Annotated in this window: 15 protein-coding genes and 2 tRNA genes; 7 read left to right on the top strand and 10 right to left on the bottom strand. The window is 70.2% G+C overall.

Translation table 11 applies throughout. From position 1 onward, the window contains the following. Nucleotides 1–15 precede the first annotated feature (15 nt). From Q9R20_RS13195 to Q9R20_RS13180, 4 genes are all read right to left on the bottom strand, one after another. On the bottom strand, nt 16–600 hold the full coding sequence (locus Q9R20_RS13195) for an ATP-dependent Clp protease proteolytic subunit (RefSeq protein ID WP_295840616.1): 585 nt from the start codon (nt 598–600) through the stop codon (nt 16–18). Nucleotides 601–678: 78 nt separating this feature from the next. Continuing rightward, nucleotides 679–1,167, bottom strand: a complete 489-nt coding sequence (locus Q9R20_RS13190; RefSeq protein ID WP_311249758.1) for a tetratricopeptide repeat protein — start codon at nt 1,165–1,167, stop codon at nt 679–681. A 162-nt stretch (nt 1,168–1,329) separates the two neighbouring features. After that, nucleotides 1,330–2,838: a trigger factor gene (gene tig / locus Q9R20_RS13185; RefSeq protein ID WP_311249757.1), complete on the bottom strand. Its 1,509-nt coding sequence runs from the start codon at nt 2,836–2,838 to the stop codon at nt 1,330–1,332. 73 nt (nt 2,839–2,911) lie between these two features. Beyond that, nucleotides 2,912–2,985, bottom strand: a tRNA-Pro gene (locus tag Q9R20_RS13180). A gap of 182 nt (nt 2,986–3,167) precedes the next feature. Here Q9R20_RS13180 and Q9R20_RS13175 point away from each other — a divergent pair. Further along, nucleotides 3,168–3,238: transfer RNA gene (locus Q9R20_RS13175), tRNA-Gly, on the top strand. Between the two features lie 46 nt (nt 3,239–3,284). Here Q9R20_RS13175 and Q9R20_RS13170 read toward each other — a convergent pair. Continuing rightward, on the bottom strand, nt 3,285–3,827 hold the full coding sequence (locus Q9R20_RS13170) for a gamma carbonic anhydrase family protein (RefSeq protein ID WP_311249756.1): 543 nt from the start codon (nt 3,825–3,827) through the stop codon (nt 3,285–3,287). A gap of 170 nt (nt 3,828–3,997) precedes the next feature. On the opposite strand from Q9R20_RS13170, the gene Q9R20_RS13165 reads away from it, so the two are divergent. The 5 genes from Q9R20_RS13165 (at nt 3,998) to Q9R20_RS13145 (ending at nt 7,374) form a co-directional block, all read left to right on the top strand. Next, nucleotides 3,998–4,588, top strand: coding sequence for an alternate-type signal peptide domain-containing protein (locus Q9R20_RS13165; protein WP_311249755.1), 591 nt, complete (start codon nt 3,998–4,000; stop codon nt 4,586–4,588). Between the two features lie 13 nt (nt 4,589–4,601). Continuing rightward, on the top strand, nt 4,602–5,129 hold the full coding sequence (locus Q9R20_RS13160) for a hypothetical protein (RefSeq protein ID WP_311249754.1): 528 nt from the start codon (nt 4,602–4,604) through the stop codon (nt 5,127–5,129). After that, entirely contained in the window at nt 5,126–5,590 is a 465-nt protein-coding gene (locus Q9R20_RS13155; RefSeq protein WP_311249753.1) for a hypothetical protein, read from the top strand. Before Q9R20_RS13160 ends, Q9R20_RS13155 begins: the two co-directional genes overlap by 4 nt. Then, a complete protein-coding gene (locus Q9R20_RS13150; protein WP_311249752.1) occupies nt 5,575–6,774 on the top strand; it encodes a signal peptidase I in 1,200 nt (399 codons plus the stop codon). Before Q9R20_RS13155 ends, Q9R20_RS13150 begins: the two co-directional genes overlap by 16 nt. 114 nt (nt 6,775–6,888) lie before the next feature. Next, nucleotides 6,889–7,374, top strand: coding sequence for a DNA starvation/stationary phase protection protein (locus Q9R20_RS13145; RefSeq protein WP_311249751.1), 486 nt, complete (start codon nt 6,889–6,891; stop codon nt 7,372–7,374). 139 nt (nt 7,375–7,513) lie between these two features. Here the strand turns inward: Q9R20_RS13145 and Q9R20_RS13140 are convergent, their stop codons facing one another. From Q9R20_RS13140 to Q9R20_RS13120, 5 genes are all read right to left on the bottom strand, one after another. Further along, entirely contained in the window at nt 7,514–9,007 is a 1,494-nt protein-coding gene (locus tag Q9R20_RS13140) for an amidohydrolase (protein ID WP_396653692.1), read from the bottom strand. Next, nucleotides 9,004–9,627, bottom strand: coding sequence for an FMN-binding negative transcriptional regulator (locus Q9R20_RS13135; protein ID WP_311249750.1), 624 nt, complete (start codon nt 9,625–9,627; stop codon nt 9,004–9,006). The genes Q9R20_RS13140 and Q9R20_RS13135 overlap by 4 nt, the downstream gene beginning before the upstream one ends. A gap of 185 nt (nt 9,628–9,812) precedes the next feature. Next, a complete protein-coding gene (locus Q9R20_RS13130) occupies nt 9,813–10,805 on the bottom strand; it encodes a DNA-formamidopyrimidine glycosylase family protein (RefSeq protein WP_311249749.1) in 993 nt (330 codons plus the stop codon). Beyond that, nucleotides 10,805–11,347, bottom strand: coding sequence for a ribose-5-phosphate isomerase (locus tag Q9R20_RS13125; RefSeq protein WP_311249748.1), 543 nt, complete (start codon nt 11,345–11,347; stop codon nt 10,805–10,807). Before Q9R20_RS13125 ends, Q9R20_RS13130 begins: the two co-directional genes overlap by 1 nt. Nucleotides 11,348–11,437: 90 nt before the next feature. Then, a complete protein-coding gene (locus Q9R20_RS13120) occupies nt 11,438–12,625 on the bottom strand; it encodes a ferrochelatase (protein WP_311249747.1) in 1,188 nt (395 codons plus the stop codon). A 152-nt stretch (nt 12,626–12,777) separates the two neighbouring features. On the opposite strand from Q9R20_RS13120, the gene pepN reads away from it, so the two are divergent. Beyond that, nucleotides 12,778–15,327 carry an aminopeptidase N gene (gene pepN / locus Q9R20_RS13115; protein ID WP_311249746.1) on the top strand — a complete coding sequence of 850 codons (2,550 nt, stop codon included), beginning with the start codon at nt 12,778–12,780 and terminating at the stop codon, nt 15,325–15,327.

The raw sequence follows: 15,327 nt of genomic DNA, 5'->3' as shown, positions 1-15,327 counted from the left end.
CCTTTCCTCTCGGCCTCAGGCCGCGGTCCCGCCGCCGCCGGTGACGTCGGTGGCGTGCTCGCGCATGTGGTCGACGAAGCCGTACTCGAGCGCTTCCTGCGCCGAGAACCAGCGGTCGCGGTCACCGTCGGCGTTGATCTGCTCGACGCTCTTGCCGGTCTGGCTGGCGGTGATCTCGGCCAGTCGACGCTTCATGTCGAGGATGAGCTGCGCCTGCGTCTGGATGTCGCTCGAGGTGCCGCCGAAGCCGCCGTGCGGCTGGTGCAGCAGCACGCGGGCGTTGGGCGTGATGTACCGCTTGCCCTTGGTGCCGCTGGTCAGCAGCAGCTGGCCCATCGACGCCGCCATGCCGATGCCGACGGTGACGATGTCGTTCGGCACGAACTGCATCGTGTCGTAGATGGCCATACCCGCGGTGATCGAGCCACCGGGCGAGTTGATGTACAGGTAGATGTCGCGCTCGGCGTCTTCTGCGGCGAGAAGCAGGATCTTCGCGCAGATCTCGTTGGCGTTCTCGTCGCGCACCTCCGAACCGAGCCAGATGATGCGGTCCTTCAGCAGCCTGTCGAAGACGCTCGTTGCCATAAGGGGTTCGGGCATGTGTGCTCCTCTTCCGGTGATCTGCAACGAATCTACCGGCGGGGTCGGAGGCGGGATGCCGTGTTCGCCGCGGGCGGATCAGCGGGTGTCGTCGGCGATTTCTCGCGCGTATCCGGTCACCGACCGGGTATAGCGCGGCAAGTGCGGGGCCAGTGCCTGAAGGGCGATGGATGCCGCGCGCTCGGGCTCCCCGCTCGAGACCAGCGCGAGGGCGTAGAAGGCGGCGGCCGCGTCGTGCAGCGGCCCGTCGGGATCGCGCCCGTACTCGGCCTCGAGCATCGCGAGCGCTTCCTCGGTCTTCCCGAGGTTGCGGATGGTGCTCGCGAGCTGGATGGTCGCACGGGTGCGCCGCTCGTCGTCGAGGCCGAGGGCGAGCGCGCGACGGTACAGCGCCTCCGCCTCGACCTCGAGACCGGCCGAGTCGCGCGCTCCGGCCCGCTCGAACAACGCCACCGCGTCATCCTCGGGGCGCTCCGCGCCCAGGGCGTCGATGCGCTCGATCACGTCCTCGGGGCTGAGCTGGTCGTCGGCCCAGACGGCATCCACTCGGCTCTGCCAGTCGTTCACTGTCGCTCCCATGTCGTCGTTCGGGGTCGAGTGTCCAGAACTCCCGGACCGTTTCGAGAGTCGCCCGGGTGTTCTGGACACTCGACGGGTTCGCGCTGCGGTCACGGCATCCGGGAACGAAAAAGGGGGCGGATGCCATGGCATCCGCCCCCTCGTCTCGACTTACTCGGCGGCAGCGGCCTCGTCGTCGGTCTTCTTCTTCGCGGGCGCGCGCTTCTTGGCGGGAGCCTTCGCGGGAGCGTCCTCGGCGGACGCCTCATGGTCGGCGGCCTTCTTCTTCGCGGGGGCGCGCTTCTTGGCGGGAGCCTCGGCGGGCGCCTCCTCGGCAGCCGGAACCTCTTCGGCGGCCGGGGCCTCGTCGGTGTCGTCGTCGCCCTCGGCGGGCTCTTCGCCCTCCACGGCGACGAAGCCGGTCAGGTCGACGGGCTTGCCGTCGGTGTCGACGACGGTGACCTTGCCGAGGGCGATGGCCAGCGCCTTGTTGCGGGCGACCTCGCCGACGAGGGCGGGGAGCTGGTTGCCCTGCTGCAGCGCGTTGACGAAGTCCTGCGGCGCCATGTTGTACTGGGCGGCCGACTGGATGAGGTACTGCGTCAGCTCGTCCTGCGACACCTGGACGTTGGCCTCTTCGGCGATCTTGTCGAGGACCATCTGCGTGCGGAACTGCTTCTCGCTGGCCTCGGTGACCTCGGCGCGGTGCTCGTCGTCTTCGAGGCGGTTCTCGCCCTCGAGGTGCTGGTGCACCTCGTCTTCGATGAGCTGCGGCGGAACCGGGATCTCGACGGCGTCGAGCAGGGCCTCGATGAACTTGTCACGCGCGGCGGAGCCCTGCGTGAAGACGGCCTGCTGCGACACGCGCTCGCTGAGCGACTCGCGCAGCTCGCCGATGGTGTCGAACTCCGATGCCATCTGCGCGAAGTCGTCGTCGGCGTCGGGCAGCTCGCGCTCCTTGACGGCCTTGATGGTGACGGCGACCTCGGCCTCTTCGCCGGCGTGGTCTCCACCGACGAGCTTCGAGCGGAACGTGGTCTGCTCGTCGGCGGTGAGCGACTCGATCGCCTCGTCGATGCCCTCGAGCAGCTCGCCGGAGCCGATCTCGTACGACACGCCCTCGGCGCGGTCGATCTCGTTGCCGTCGATGGTGGCGACGAGGTCGAGCTCGACGAAATCACCGGTCGTGACGGGGCGGTCGACCGTGACGAGCGTGCCGAAGCGCGCGCGCAGACGGTCGAGCTCGGCGTCGATCCCGGCCTCGTCGATGTCGGCCTTGTCGACGGTCACGGTGATCGTGTCGTAGGCGGGCAGGTCGAACTCGGGACGAACGTCGACCTCGACGTCGACGACCAGGTCGCCGGAGAAGTCCTTCAGCTCGGGCAGCTCGACGATCTCGGCGCTCGGGCGGCCGATCACGCGCAGCTCCTGCGCCTCGACGGCCTGACGGTAGAAGCCGTCGAGGCCCTCGTTGACCGCGTGCTCGATGACGGCGCCGCGACCCATGCGCTGGTCGATGATGGGCGCGGGAACCTTGCCCTTGCGGAAGCCGGGGATCTGCACGTCACGAGCGATGTGCTCGTAGGCGTGGGCGATGCTCGGCTTGAGCTCGTCGGGCGAGACCGTGATGTGCAGCTTGACCCGGGTGGGGCTGAGCTTCTCGACGGTGCTGTTGACCATGCGGTTCGTTCTCCTCGTGTGGCCCGCGCGCACGCGGGGGCCGGTTGGGCCTGTGGTCTGTGGGGCCGTGACGTCGGGGCGACAGGATTTGAACCTGCGGCCTCCCGCTCCCAAAGCGGGCGCTCTACCAAGCTGAGCTACGCCCCGGGGCGGCGCGCGGCACGCGCCGACGAAACGACCGCTGAAAGTCTAGTCGATCACCCTGCCAGCGCCGATTTCCACGAGGCGCGTGCCCCGGGACTCGGGATGCCCGGGTTCGCGGGGCGCCCGCGGGTGTCGTAGAGTGGTGGAGTCCGAGTTCCCCGGTTCGCTCAGAACTGTGGAAATCCGGGGCTGTAGCTTAGTGGTAAAGCCTCTGTCTTCCAAACAGATGATGCGAGTTCGATTCTCGTCAGCCCCTCCGAAATGCGCAGGCTCATGAGCCGGGCGCACTCCCCCGGAGCGACTCAGTCGCTCACGCTGATCGTTTCGCGGTGTCTGACGACGTGGGCCAGGTAGGTCCGCGCGTTGCGCAGGATCTTCTCCCGCTCCTCGTCGGTCAGCGCCCGCCGGATCTTCGCCGGAACGCCGGCGACCAGCGACCCGTCGGGGACCACCGTTCCCTCGAGCACCACCGCTCCCCCGGCGATGAGGCACCCCGAGCCGATCTGCGCTCCTGAGAGCACGACGCTGCCCATCCCGATCAATGACCCGTCGCCGATCGTGCAGCCGTGCACGACGGCGTTGTGCCCGACCGACACGTCGGCGCCGATGATCACCGGCCGCCCGGCGTCGACGTGCACCGACACGTTGTCCTGCAGATTGCTCCGCGGCCCGAGCATGATGGCCGCGCTGTCGCCGCGCGCGACGGCGTTGTACCAGATGCTCGCGCCCTCGGCGAGGGTGACGTCGCCGACCACCCGTGCACCGGATGCCACGAAAGCAGTCTCGTGGACGATCGGTGCCGCTCCGGGGAGGGCGAGGACGGAGGCGTCGGCAGCGATCGTCATGGTCCGAGGCTAGACCTGCGCATCACGCCCGCTCGACTACCGACCCGATGAACACGATTACTCAGACGCGCGGCCCCGTAGTCATTCCGGTAGGAACCGGTAGCACTCGACTCACACCTGAATCATAGGTTCTGAGACAACGAAGCCACCTCGTCTCAGGAGAACCCGCCATGTCGCAGTCCCACGACTCGCTCGCCCCGGCCACAACCCGACCCGTGCGCCGCCACCGCCGCGGCACGGCGATCCTGGCGATCGCCGCCGGCGCCGCGCTGATGCTCGGCGGAGGGGGCACCTACGCCTACTGGTCGACGCAGACCGCGCTCAGCTCCGGAACCGTGCAGTCCGGAAACCTCGACCTCTCGCTCGGGACCGGCACCTGGAGCCTGAAAGGCGTCCTCGGCGCCGTGCAGCCGGTGACCAACCTGGCGAACGTGCGCATCGTCCCCGGTGACGTGCTGACCCTCACGCAGCCGCTCGACGTGACGCTCGTGGGCGACACGATCGCGGCCGACCTGAAGGCCCAGGTCGGCTCGGCCTTCACGACCGGGGCCCTCGGCAGCAACCTGGATGTCGCCCTGACCGTCAGCAGCTATGGCACGCCCAGCGGCACGAACACCTACCGCCTCACGCAGGCGAACAACGGCGCCGCCACCGCCACGCTGACGATCACCTTCAAGCCGTCGACCACCGGTCAGGTGGGGGCGTCGCAGAGCGTCAACCTGAACGACATCTCGTTCACGCTGACGCAGGCGTCCAGCTGACCCTCCGGCGGCCATGTCGAAGCGCGACAACGGCGTCCCGCGTCGGCTGAGATGGGCCGGAGTCCTCGCGGCGGTCCTGGTGCTGGGCACCGGGACCGCCGCCGCCCAGGCGTTCTGGAGCGCGCGCGTGGATCTGAGGGCCGGGCCCGTGGCATCCGGATCGCTTGCCGTGTCCACCCAGTGGGTGGGCGACTGGTCCAAATGGACGCCGCTGTTCCCGGGAGCGTCCAGCGATACCGCGACGCTACGGGTGACCGAGACGGGAGCCGGGGGCACGACGCTGCGATGGCGTGTGACACCGGTCGTCGCCCTTTCGCCCGAGCTCGCGCCGTACGTGAGTACGCAGGTGTTCGTGGGGTCGTGCGGGAGCGCGACGATCATCGCCGCCGGGAGCTCTTGGGCACCCGCTGGCGGCCTGACGCCGGGGCAGTCCGTCGACCTCTGCGTGCGCCTGACGCTCTCCCCCTCCGCGCCCAACGTCGCGCAGGGCAAGGACCTCCTCCCTTCGATCTCCGTCACGGCAGACCAGGTGGTCTCGTGATCGTGCAGAAGCGCCGGATCGCGACCGTCGGCTGCGCAATGGCGGCGGCGCTGGCGCTCACCCTTGCGCCCGCGGCATCGCCCGCCGCTGGGGCCTGGCAGGCGAGCGCGAGCGCTCCGGTCATCGCACTGTCGACGGGCACGTTGGCCGCACCGACCACGACGTGCAAGACGAACACGGGCCTGCTGGGTCTGGCAGACTCCGCGACCATTTCGTGGGCGAAGGTCCCCAATGCGACGAGCTACCGCCTGTACGTAGGGGGCTCGACCTCCTTCTTCGAGACGAGCGCGCTGTCCTTCGACATCACCGGGACCCTGATCATCTCCCTCCTGGGCGCGCTCATCGGATCTTCCACCTCGATCACGGTGGTTGCGCGGACCCAGAACTGGGAATCCGCGCCGGGTAATGCGCAGGTCATCGGCCCTTCGGGGCTGGCGGGTGTCAGATGTCAGAACCCCTGACCACCCGCCGCGACCTCCGCGCGAGCGAACGCCGTCCCGCTCCCCCTCTCGCCCGAACCCGCGCCGTCGTCGGGACCATCCTGCTGGTCGTCGTGTCGCTGTTCGCCCTCGTCGCCGTGGTCATCCCCCTGCTGATGGGCGCGCAGACGTACACCGTCCTCACCGGCAGCATGCAGCCCGGGATGCCGCCGGGCACCCTCATCGCCGTCCGGCAGACCCCGATCGAGGCCGTGCGCGTCGGAGACGTCGTGACGTACCAGATCCGTTCGGGCGATCCGGCGGTGGTCACCCATCGGGTGGTGGGGACGACCAGCAGCACCGGAGGCGATCGCCTGCTCATCACCCGGGGCGACGCGAACGACGCCGACGATCCGCCGGTCCAGCGGGAGCAGCTGCGCGGCACGGTCGTCCTGGCCGTGCCCTACCTGGGGTATCCAGGCGTCCTGATCGGCGGCCAGGAGCGCGGCGCCCTGGTGGTGGCGGTGGGCATCGCGGTCGTCGGCTACGGCGCTGCCCTCCTGACCCTCGATCTCGTGCGGAGCAGGCGCGAGCGCCGGGGCGGTCCCGCCGTCGTGCTCGCGGTGGTCGCGGCGGCCGCGTGCCTCCCCCTGAGTCTTCCGGATGCCGCCCACGCGGCGCCCCTCGACCGCCTCCTCATCAGCGACGACGGCGTGAGCTTCGTCGCGAACGGCTCGGTGTCGTTGTTCGACGACGCGGGACTGCTCGTCCCGGGCGAGACGGTGGGATCGACCGTGTGGATCCGCAACGCCGGCGCGGACCCGGCGCGAGCGGGTCTGCGGCTCGATGCCGTGCCGCGCACCGACGACCCCGGCGACCGCGCGCTGGCGGAGGCCGTGCGACTGGTGGTCGCCTCTTCCGCCGTGCCCGCGGGCGAGCAGTGGGTGAGCGAGGTCATCCCCGCGGGTGGCACGGTACGCCTGGACGTGGGGCTGGCGCTGGATGCGGCCTCGGGCAACGACTCGCGCCGCTCGGCGGCGGTGGTGACTCCCGTCGTGCGATTGACCGAGGCCACCGGTGGGAGTCCTGGCGCCCTCCCGCCCGCGGGGACGTTGCCGTCGACCGGCCTGCCCGCGGCGTCGCTCGCCGTTCCGGTTCTGCTCGCGGGGGTGGCGGCCTTCTTCGGCCTCACCCTCAGGGCGCGGTGGGCGAAGCGCCGAACATAGGTGAGGATTGCCTACTCACCAGGGATTTAGCCGAGCCTCATCTTGCTTGCGGAATGCCGGGACGTGAGTAGCGTTGCATCCAACAGACGTCGTTCGCTGCGAGAAGGAGCAGACATGAGCACCGTTCAGACCCCCGCCGCCACCACCGTCGACTCGACGATGGCCTCGAGCACCGCCCAGTTCCTCTCTCCCGTCGTGATCGGCCTCGAGGCCCTCGTCGTCAACGGCAAGCAGGCCCACTGGCATGTCCGCGGCTCGAACTTCATCGGCGTGCACGAGTTGCTCGACACCGTCGTCGCCCACGCGCAGGAGTGGGCCGACCTCGCCGCCGAGCGCATCGTCGCCCTGGGCCTCCCCGTCGACTCGCGTCTGTCGACCGTGGCGGCCAAGGCGAAGCAGACCGCGGTTCCCGCGGGCTTCGCGCAGTCCGACGTCATCATCCGCGCCGTGATCGACGACATCGACGCCGTGCTCGTCGACATCCAGACCGCGATCGACGGCCTCGACGAGACCGACATGTCGAGCCAGGACGTCGCCATCGAGATCAAGCGCGGTCTCGACAAGGACCGCTGGTTCCTCTTCGCGCACCTCGCGGCGTAAGAGTTCTCCACCTCGACGGGGGCGGTGCTTCGGCACCGCCCCCGTCGTCGTTCTCCGGGTGAGTCGCCAAGAATTGTCGCTTCCCGCCAGACCGAAGCGACAAATCCTGGCGACTCACGCGGGTGTGGACGCGGGCGGGTCAGGCGCCGTGCGTCACGCGGCCGGCGAGGAGCGTCGTGCGTACCGGCATACTGCGCAGAGCCCGCTCGTCGGCGGTCAACGGATCCGAGCCGACGACGACGAGGTCGGCGAGCGCTCCGGGCGAGATCTCCGCCGCGGCCGTCGAGCCGCCGGCGGTGGATGCCGCGATCGCGGTGTCGATGCCCACCCGCTGGTGCGGCTGCCAGGGGTCGCGACCGTCGCGCGTGCGGTAGACGGCCGAAGCGATCGCGGACCACGGGTCCAGCGGGGCGACGGGAGCGTCGGAGCCGAACCGCAGGTTCGCCCCGCTGTCGGCCAGGGCCCGCAGGGGGTACGGCTGGGCGGATTGCTCGGCCCAGATGGCATCCGTCATGTCGCGATCATCGAGCGCGTGCTCGGGCTGCACGCTCGCGGCGACCCCGAGGCGGGCGAAGCGCGGGATGTCGGCGTGGGCGACGAGCTGGGCGTGCTCGATCGTGCCGACCGCGCCCGTGACGGCGTACGCGTCGAGCGCGTGCGCGTTCGCGACGTCGCCGATCGCGTGGATGGCGCACTCGATCCCCGCCGCCGTCGCTCGGGTCATCATGTCGACGAGCTCGGTCGGCGCGATGGTCAGCAGCCCGTGGTTGCCGACCTCTCCCGGGTAGTGGTGGGCGCACGCGGCCGTGCGCGTGCCGAGCGAGCCGTCGGTGATCGCCTTCAGCGGGCCGACGCGCACGAGATCGTTCGAAGCGCCCCGCACCGTGTCCCCGGTGCGCAGGCCCTCGGCGATCGCCCGGTCCAGGTGCTGCGGGTAGGTGCCGTAGGAGACGCGCAGCACGTCGAAACCGCGCGCGGCGCGGCGCTGCCACGGCTCGTCGTTCCACGTCATGTCGAGGTCGACGAGACCCACCACTCCCCGGGCCGCGGCGGCGCGGGCCATGCGCTCGACCGCGTCGTCGGCGACGTCCGGGGCGACCGCGTTGAGGCGCCGCGAGATCTCGAACGCGTCCTCTTCGACGAGCATCCCGGATGCCACGGGCTCGAAGCCCTCGCGCCGGAACGCGGCCGAGTTCATCCACACGCTGTGCACGTCGGCGTTGATGAGGTACGTCGGGACGCCGCCCGCGGCGGCATCCAGGAGCTCGAGGGTGGGGGTGTCGGGCCAGAGACCGTCGCGGAATCCCGAACCGACGCGGCGCCCACCGCTCTCGGGTGCGAGCGCCATGATCGCGGCCGCGGCGGCGGCGGAATCGACCTCGCCGAGCGGCACGCGGTCGGCCGCGAGAGCCCACTGCAGAACGTGGACGTGGTGGTCCCAGAGTCCGGGCAGCACCCACCCGCCGTCGCCCTCCACGACGAATCCGCGCGGTTTCAGGTTGCCGGTCGGAGCGATGTCGGCGATGCGGCCGCCCGCGATGACGAGGTCGACGGGCTCGGTCGTGGGCAGGAGCTCCCGGCCGGGGCCGGCCACCCGCACGGCGCGGACGAAGGCCGCACTCTCGCCGATCACGGGCGCACCCGGGCGTCGGCGGCGCGACGCATCTCGGCGGCGAGGGCGGGGTTGTGCCCGGACAGCCCGGCGATGATCGTCTCGGTCACCTCGGCGCTCCTGTTCTGACTCAGCTTGCGCTTGGCCGTCACGCGCGTGGGGGTCAGTCGGAACCCGACCGTTCCGCGCTCCAGACGCTCGACGAAGTCGACGTCGTTGGGCAGCCGGTACAGGCCCCGAGCGTCGTCGCCGTCGCCCTCGAAGCGGTCGACCAGTCGGTCCAGCACCCGCAGGTTCTCGGCCGGGGTCAGCAGTTCCGGGATGCCGGTCAGGTGCGCGGCGACGAAGTTCCAGGTCGGCACGGCGGGGACGTCGCCGTACCAGCGCGGGGTGACGTAACCGTGCGGGCCCTGCACGACGACGAGCAGTTCGCGCTCTCCGAGGCCGAGGATCACGTCGTCGGGTTTGCCGACGTGGCCCACGATCGTGAGGTCGTCGCGCTCGTCGTCGAGCATGACGGCGTAGTGCGAGGCGACGAGGCCGTCGTCGCCCTGACTGATGAGGGTGACCCACGGGTTGAGGTCGACGAGACGGCGGATCTCGCCGACATCGGTCATCGCGAAGCTCGGGTTCTGACGCACCGGATCAGCCTAGAACGCGGCACCCGGTGGCTTCGACAGGCTCAGCCGCCTCTCAACGGGCCCCGAGCGGCCGCCCCCAGGTCCCTGAGCCTGTCGAAGAGACCGGAACCCGCACGCCCCGGTGGCTTCGACGGGCTCAGCCACCTCCGCCGGAGCTCCCGCAGCCGCGAACGGGACCCGGGCCCTCACGCCTGGCAGTTCGGGCACCAGTAGAGCTTGCGCCCCGCGGCCTCCTCCATCAGCACGGTCGTACCGCACACCCGGCAGGGCAACCCCGCGCGGTGATACACCCAGTGGCGGTCGTCGCGGTGCGCCATGGCGCGGCGGTACGCCTCGGGGTCGAGATCGTCCATCGTCATCATCTGACCGGTCTCGACACCGATCGGCAGCAGCCGAGCCCAATCGCGCCAGAGGCCCCGCACGACCTCCTCCGGCACCTCGCGTCCGGGTGTGTGCGGGTTCTGGCGGGCGCGGAAGAGCAGCTCGGCGCGGTAGACGTTGCCGATGCCGCTGACGACCGACTGGTCCATGAGCAGCAGCCCGATGGCCGTGGGCTTCTTGCGCACCGTCGCCGTGAACTGCTCCTCGCCCGCGGTCAGGTCATCCACGAGAGGGTCCGGGCCGAGCTTCGCGATCGTCGCCTGCACCTCGTCGGGGGTCTGCAGGGCGCAGGCGGTGGGCCCGCGCAGATCGGCGCAGGTGGTCTCGGTCAGCAGGCGCAGGCGCACCGCTCCCACCACCGGGGGCGGCCATTCGGTCTGCTCGTCGAGCCCCGTCGTCTGCTCCGACATCCGCACGCGCGCGCGCCGCGGGGCGCCGATCGAACTCAGGGAGTTCTCGCCGGCGGCATCCAGGATCGGTTCGTCGTCGAGCACGGTGCCGCGTTGGTTGGTCTGGCCCATGCGGCCGTTCGACGACGCGATCGTCGCGTCGACCGACACCTCACCCGAGAAGTCCCACGCACCGTACATGCCGAGGTGCACGCGCAGCCAGACGTCGCCGTCGAAGCGCAGGAACATCTGCTTCGCGACCGCGCGCACCTCGACCGCCTCGCGCCCGTCGATGACCGCCGCGCCCTCGACGAACCGCCCCTGGGGACTGGATGCCGAGACCGTGCGGCCCACGATGTTGCGCTCGAACTGCCGGGCGATGCGGTGGACGGAATGCCCTTCGGGCATCAGCCTGCCTCGGGGTCGAACGAGTCGCTGGCGTCGGTCATGGTGTTCGGCGTTCGCCCGGCGCGCGGGTCGGGCAGCAGGACGCCGTCCTGCTCGTATGCGGCGAGCTGTCCGATGCGGCGCGCGTGGCGCTCCTCCCCCGAGAAGGGGGTGGCGATGAAGCGGTCGATGAATGACGCCGCCTCCTCGAAGGTGTGCTGCCGGGCGCCGATCGAGATGACGTTGGCGTCGTTGTGCTCGCGGGCGAGCTCGGCGGTGGAGATGTTCCAGACGAGCGCTGCGCGGACACCCAGCACCTTGTTCGCGGCGATCTGCTCGCCGTTGCCCGACCCGCCGAAGACGACGCCGAGGGCGTCGACGCCCGCGGCCTGGTCGCGCACGACCGCCTGGGCGGCACGGATGCAGAACGACGGGTAGTCGTCGAGGGCGTCGTACTCGACCGGCCCGTGGTCGACGACCTCGTGCCCCTGCGAGGCGAGGTGGTGCTGGATCTGGGTGGAGAACTCGAGACCGGCGTGATCGGTGCCGATGTGGATGCGCATGGTGCCAAGTCTATTGAGACGGCTCGGCCCCGCGGGCGGACATGACGACGCCGCCCGCTCCTCGAAGGGAACGGGCGGCGTCGGGGACCGTCAGGGCCGAAGGCCCGCGGCGACCGGCTTGAATCCGGCGCGGATGTTCTCGCAGCAGCCCGGGCGGCACACGTCGTACCACGGGCCGAGATCGGTGAGGTGCGGTCGCTCGCTCTTCGGGGTGCCCTTCAGACGCTCCTCGACGAGGTCGACGAGTCCCGAGACGTACGCCGGGTCGATGCCGGGCGTGGGGGTGCGCACCGCCTTGATGCCGGCCTCCTCGGCCGCCTCCATGGCCTCGGTGTCGAGGTCCCAGAGCACCTCCATGTGGTCGCTGACGAATCCGAGCGGGACGATCACGACGGCCTCGGCCCCGCGCCCGGGGAGTTCGGCGATCACGTCGTTGACGTCGGGCTCGAGCCAGGGCTGGGTGGGCGGGCCGGAGCGCGACTGGTAGACGAGCTCCCATTCGACGTCGGCGACGGCTGCGGCGACCTCGGCCATGACGAAGGCCGCGACGGCCTTGTGCTGCGCCGCGTAGGCGCCGCCGTCGCCGAAGTCGACGTCGCGCGGTCCGGACCGCTCCGCGTCGGCGGTGGGGATGGAGTGGGTGGAGAAGAGGACCCGGATCTTCTCGGGGGCGATCCCCTCGTCCACGTAGGCCGAGACGGCATCCGTCACTCCGCGCACGAAGGTGGTCACGAATCCGGGGTGGTCGAAGAACTGACGCACCTTGTCGATGGTCACGGTCTCGCCCAGGCCCGTGGCCTCGAGCACACGGGCGTAGTCCTCGCGGTACTGGCGGCAGCTGGAGAACGAGCTGTAGGCGCTCGTGGCGATCGCGATGAGGGTGGTGTCCCCGGCTTCCGCGGCCTCGGTCACGGCCTCTTCGAGATAGGGCTCCCAGTTGCGGTTGCCCCAGTACACCGGCAGACCGAGGCCGCGCTTGGCGATCTCGGCCTCGAGCGCGGCCTTCAGCTCGCGGTTGTGCTGGTTGATGGGGCTGACTCCGCCGAAGTGGCGGTAGTGGTGGGCGACCTCCTCGAGGCGCTCATCGGGGATGCCGCGTCCGCGCGTGACGTTGCGCAGGAAGGGGATGACGTCGTCCTGCCCCTCCGGCCCGCCGAATCCGGCGAGGAGGATGCCGTCGTACGCCACGGGCGTCTCGACCCACTTGGGTCCGGATGCCGCGGCGGGCGACGCGTAGAGGACGGTCTCAGGGGTGTTGTCCGTGTCGGTCGTGCTCACGGTGACATCCTCCCACCTGCCCGCACGGCCTGGACGCCGGTTGTCTCGTGACTAGGCTTATGTGGTTGTCATCGTCGCCGACGGCAGCCTGTCGTCACACACGTCAGGACGTCTTCCGCGACGATCCCACCCTCATCCCCGGGAGAACGCCAGTGCCAGGAGAGAACCTCACCCGCATCGAGGCGCAGGAGCGCCGCGCGATCGTCGACACGCACGAGTATCACGTGCAGCTCGACCTCACCCGCGGAGACGAGGTGTTCTCCTCCCGCACGCGGGTGACGTTCGCATCGACCGAGGGTGCGTCCACCTTCATCGATCTCATCGCGCGCGAGGTGCGCTCGATCGAGCTGAACGGGCGTTCTCTCGACCCGGCCCAGGTGTACGCCGACTCCCGCATCGCGCTCGACGGTCTCGCGCCCGAGAACGAGCTCGTCGTCGAGGCCGACTGCGAGTACACGAACACCGGCGAGGGCCTGCACCGCTTCGTCGATCCCGTCGACGGCGAGGTCTACCTCTACTCGCAGTTCGAGGTGCCCGACTCGCGTCGTATGTACACGGTGTTCGAGCAGCCAGACCTCAAAGCCGAGTTCACGTTCTCGGTGACCGCGCCGGCGCGCTGGAAGGTCGTCTCCAACTCCCCCACGCCCGAGCCGGTGGCCGTCTCCGACGACACCGCTCGCTGGGACTTCCCCGCGACCCCGCGCATCTCCTCGTACATCACGGCTCTGGTGGCGGGTCCCTACGAGGCGACCTACAGCGAGCTGACGAGCGCAGACGGCCGTGTCATCCCGCTCGGCGTGTTCGCCCGCAAGAGCCTCTGGCAGTACCTGGACGCCGACTACGTCTTCGACAAGACGCGTCAGGGCTTCGCCTACTTCGAGGAGAAGTTCGGCTTCCCCTACCCCTTCGCCAAGTACGACCAGCTCTTCGTGCCGGAGTTCAACGCGGGCGCGATGGAGAACGCGGGCGCGGTGACCTTCACCGAGACGTACGTCTTCCGCAGCAAGGTGACGGATGCCGTCAAGGAGCGCCGCGTCGTCACGATCCTGCACGAGCTCGCGCACATGTGGTTCGGCGACCTCGTCACCATGAAGTGGTGGAACGACCTGTGGCTCAACGAGTCGTTCGCCGAGTGGGCGTCGACGATCGCGACCGCCGAGGCCACCGAGTGGGAGGCCGCGTGGACGACCTTCAACGCGATGGAGAAGACCTGGGCCTACCGCCAGGACCAGCTCCCCTCGACCCACCCGGTCGTCGCCGAGATCAACGACCTCGAAGACGTGCAGGTCAACTTCGACGGCATCACCTACGCCAAGGGCGGATCCGTGCTCAAGCAGCTCGCCGCCTGGGTGGGCATCGAGCAGTTCTTCGCCGGCGTCGCCGCCTACTTCCAGAAGCACCAGTGGTCGAACACCGAGGTGGGCGACCTGCTCACCGAGCTCGAGACCACGAGCGGCCGCGACCTGGGCGACTGGGCGAAGAAGTGGCTCGAGACGGCGGGTGTCAACACGCTCACGCCGCTCATCGAAGAGGGTGCCGACGGCACCATCTCGCGTTTCGCGATCGTGCAGACGGCACCGGCCGACTACCCCACGATCCGCCCGCACCGCCTCGGCATCGGCTTCTACTCGCTGAACGACGCCGGAGCCCTCGAGCGCGTGCACCACGTCGAACTCGACGTCGACGGCGACCGCACCGAGGTCGCCGAGCTGCGCGGCATCCGTCGTCCCGACCTTGTTCTGCTCAACGACGACGACCTCGCCTACGCCAAGATCCGCCTCGACGAGCGCTCGCTGGCCACCGCGATCGCGCACCTCAAGGACATCTCCGACCCGCTGGCCCGCTCGCTCGTCTGGGGTGCGGCCTGGGATCAGACCCGGGATGCCGAGGCCTCGGCGACCGACTACCTCGACCTCGTGCTGCGCAACATCGGCTCCGAGACAGAGTCGACGACGGTGCGCACGACCCTCGCCCAGCTTCAGCTGGCCGCCAACTCCTACGTCGCCCCGGCGACCCGGGATGCCGCGCGCGAGCGCGTCGCCGACGGTCTGTGGGAGCTCGCCCAGGCGGCGGAGGCCGGAAGTGACAGCCAGCTGCAGTTCGTCACGGCGTTCGCATCGGCGGCATCCACCCCGGCCCACGCCGAGACGGTGCGCGCGCTGCGCGACGACGAGACGACGCTCCCGGGCCTCGAGATCGACACCGACCTGTCGTGGCAGCTGCTGGTCTCGCTCGCCGCCGCGGGCGCGGTCACCGCCGCCGACATCGACGAGGCCCGCGCCGCCGACAACACGGCCAAGGGCGGCGAGTTCGCCGCCATGGCCAAGGCGTCGCTGCCCTCTCATGAGGCGAAGCAGCAGGCGTGGGACTCGCTCATCGAGCGCACCGACGCCCCGAACACGATCGTCCGCTCGACGGCGGCCGGCTTCACCAACCCGGCCACGGTCGAGGTGCTGGCCGACTTCGTCGAGCCCTACTTCGCGATGCTGCTGCCCATTTGGGAGTCGCGCAGCTACCAGATCGCGAATTACCTCATCGTGGGTCTCTACCCCGCCGCGCTGGCGAACCGCGAGCTGCGCGACGCGACCCGCTCGTGGCTCGCGCAGCACGCCGACGCGGCTCCGGCCCTGCGTCGACTGGTCGGCGAGAACCTCGCCGGTGTCGAGCGCGCCCTCGCCGTGCAGGAGCGCGACGCGCAGTGA

It is taken from the genome of Microbacterium sp. PRF11 (assembly GCF_031844085.1).
GTDB lineage: Bacteria > Actinomycetota > Actinomycetes > Actinomycetales > Microbacteriaceae > Microbacterium.
The sequence above is the reverse complement of the archived record's forward strand: the minus strand, read 5'-3'. Positions and strand labels throughout refer to the sequence as shown.

What these genes read in the sequence shown, in the direction of transcription:
- Q9R20_RS13150 (WP_311249752.1), top strand. Translation starts at nt 5,575, where the DNA reads ATGTCAGAACCCCTGACCACCCGCCGCGACCTCCGCGCGAGCGAACGC.
- Q9R20_RS13170 (WP_311249756.1), bottom strand. Translation starts at nt 3,827, where the DNA reads ATGACGATCGCTGCCGACGCCTCCGTCCTCGCCCTCCCCGGAGCGGCA.
- Q9R20_RS13145 (WP_311249751.1), top strand. Translation starts at nt 6,889, where the DNA reads ATGAGCACCGTTCAGACCCCCGCCGCCACCACCGTCGACTCGACGATG.
- Q9R20_RS13130 (WP_311249749.1), bottom strand. Translation starts at nt 10,805, where the DNA reads ATGCCCGAAGGGCATTCCGTCCACCGCATCGCCCGGCAGTTCGAGCGC.
- tig (WP_311249757.1), bottom strand. Translation starts at nt 2,838, where the DNA reads ATGGTCAACAGCACCGTCGAGAAGCTCAGCCCCACCCGGGTCAAGCTG.
- Q9R20_RS13160 (WP_311249754.1), top strand. Translation starts at nt 4,602, where the DNA reads ATGTCGAAGCGCGACAACGGCGTCCCGCGTCGGCTGAGATGGGCCGGA.
- Q9R20_RS13125 (WP_311249748.1), bottom strand. Translation starts at nt 11,347, where the DNA reads ATGCGCATCCACATCGGCACCGATCACGCCGGTCTCGAGTTCTCCACC.
- Q9R20_RS13195 (WP_295840616.1), bottom strand. Translation starts at nt 600, where the DNA reads ATGCCCGAACCCCTTATGGCAACGAGCGTCTTCGACAGGCTGCTGAAG.
- Q9R20_RS13165 (WP_311249755.1), top strand. Translation starts at nt 3,998, where the DNA reads ATGTCGCAGTCCCACGACTCGCTCGCCCCGGCCACAACCCGACCCGTG.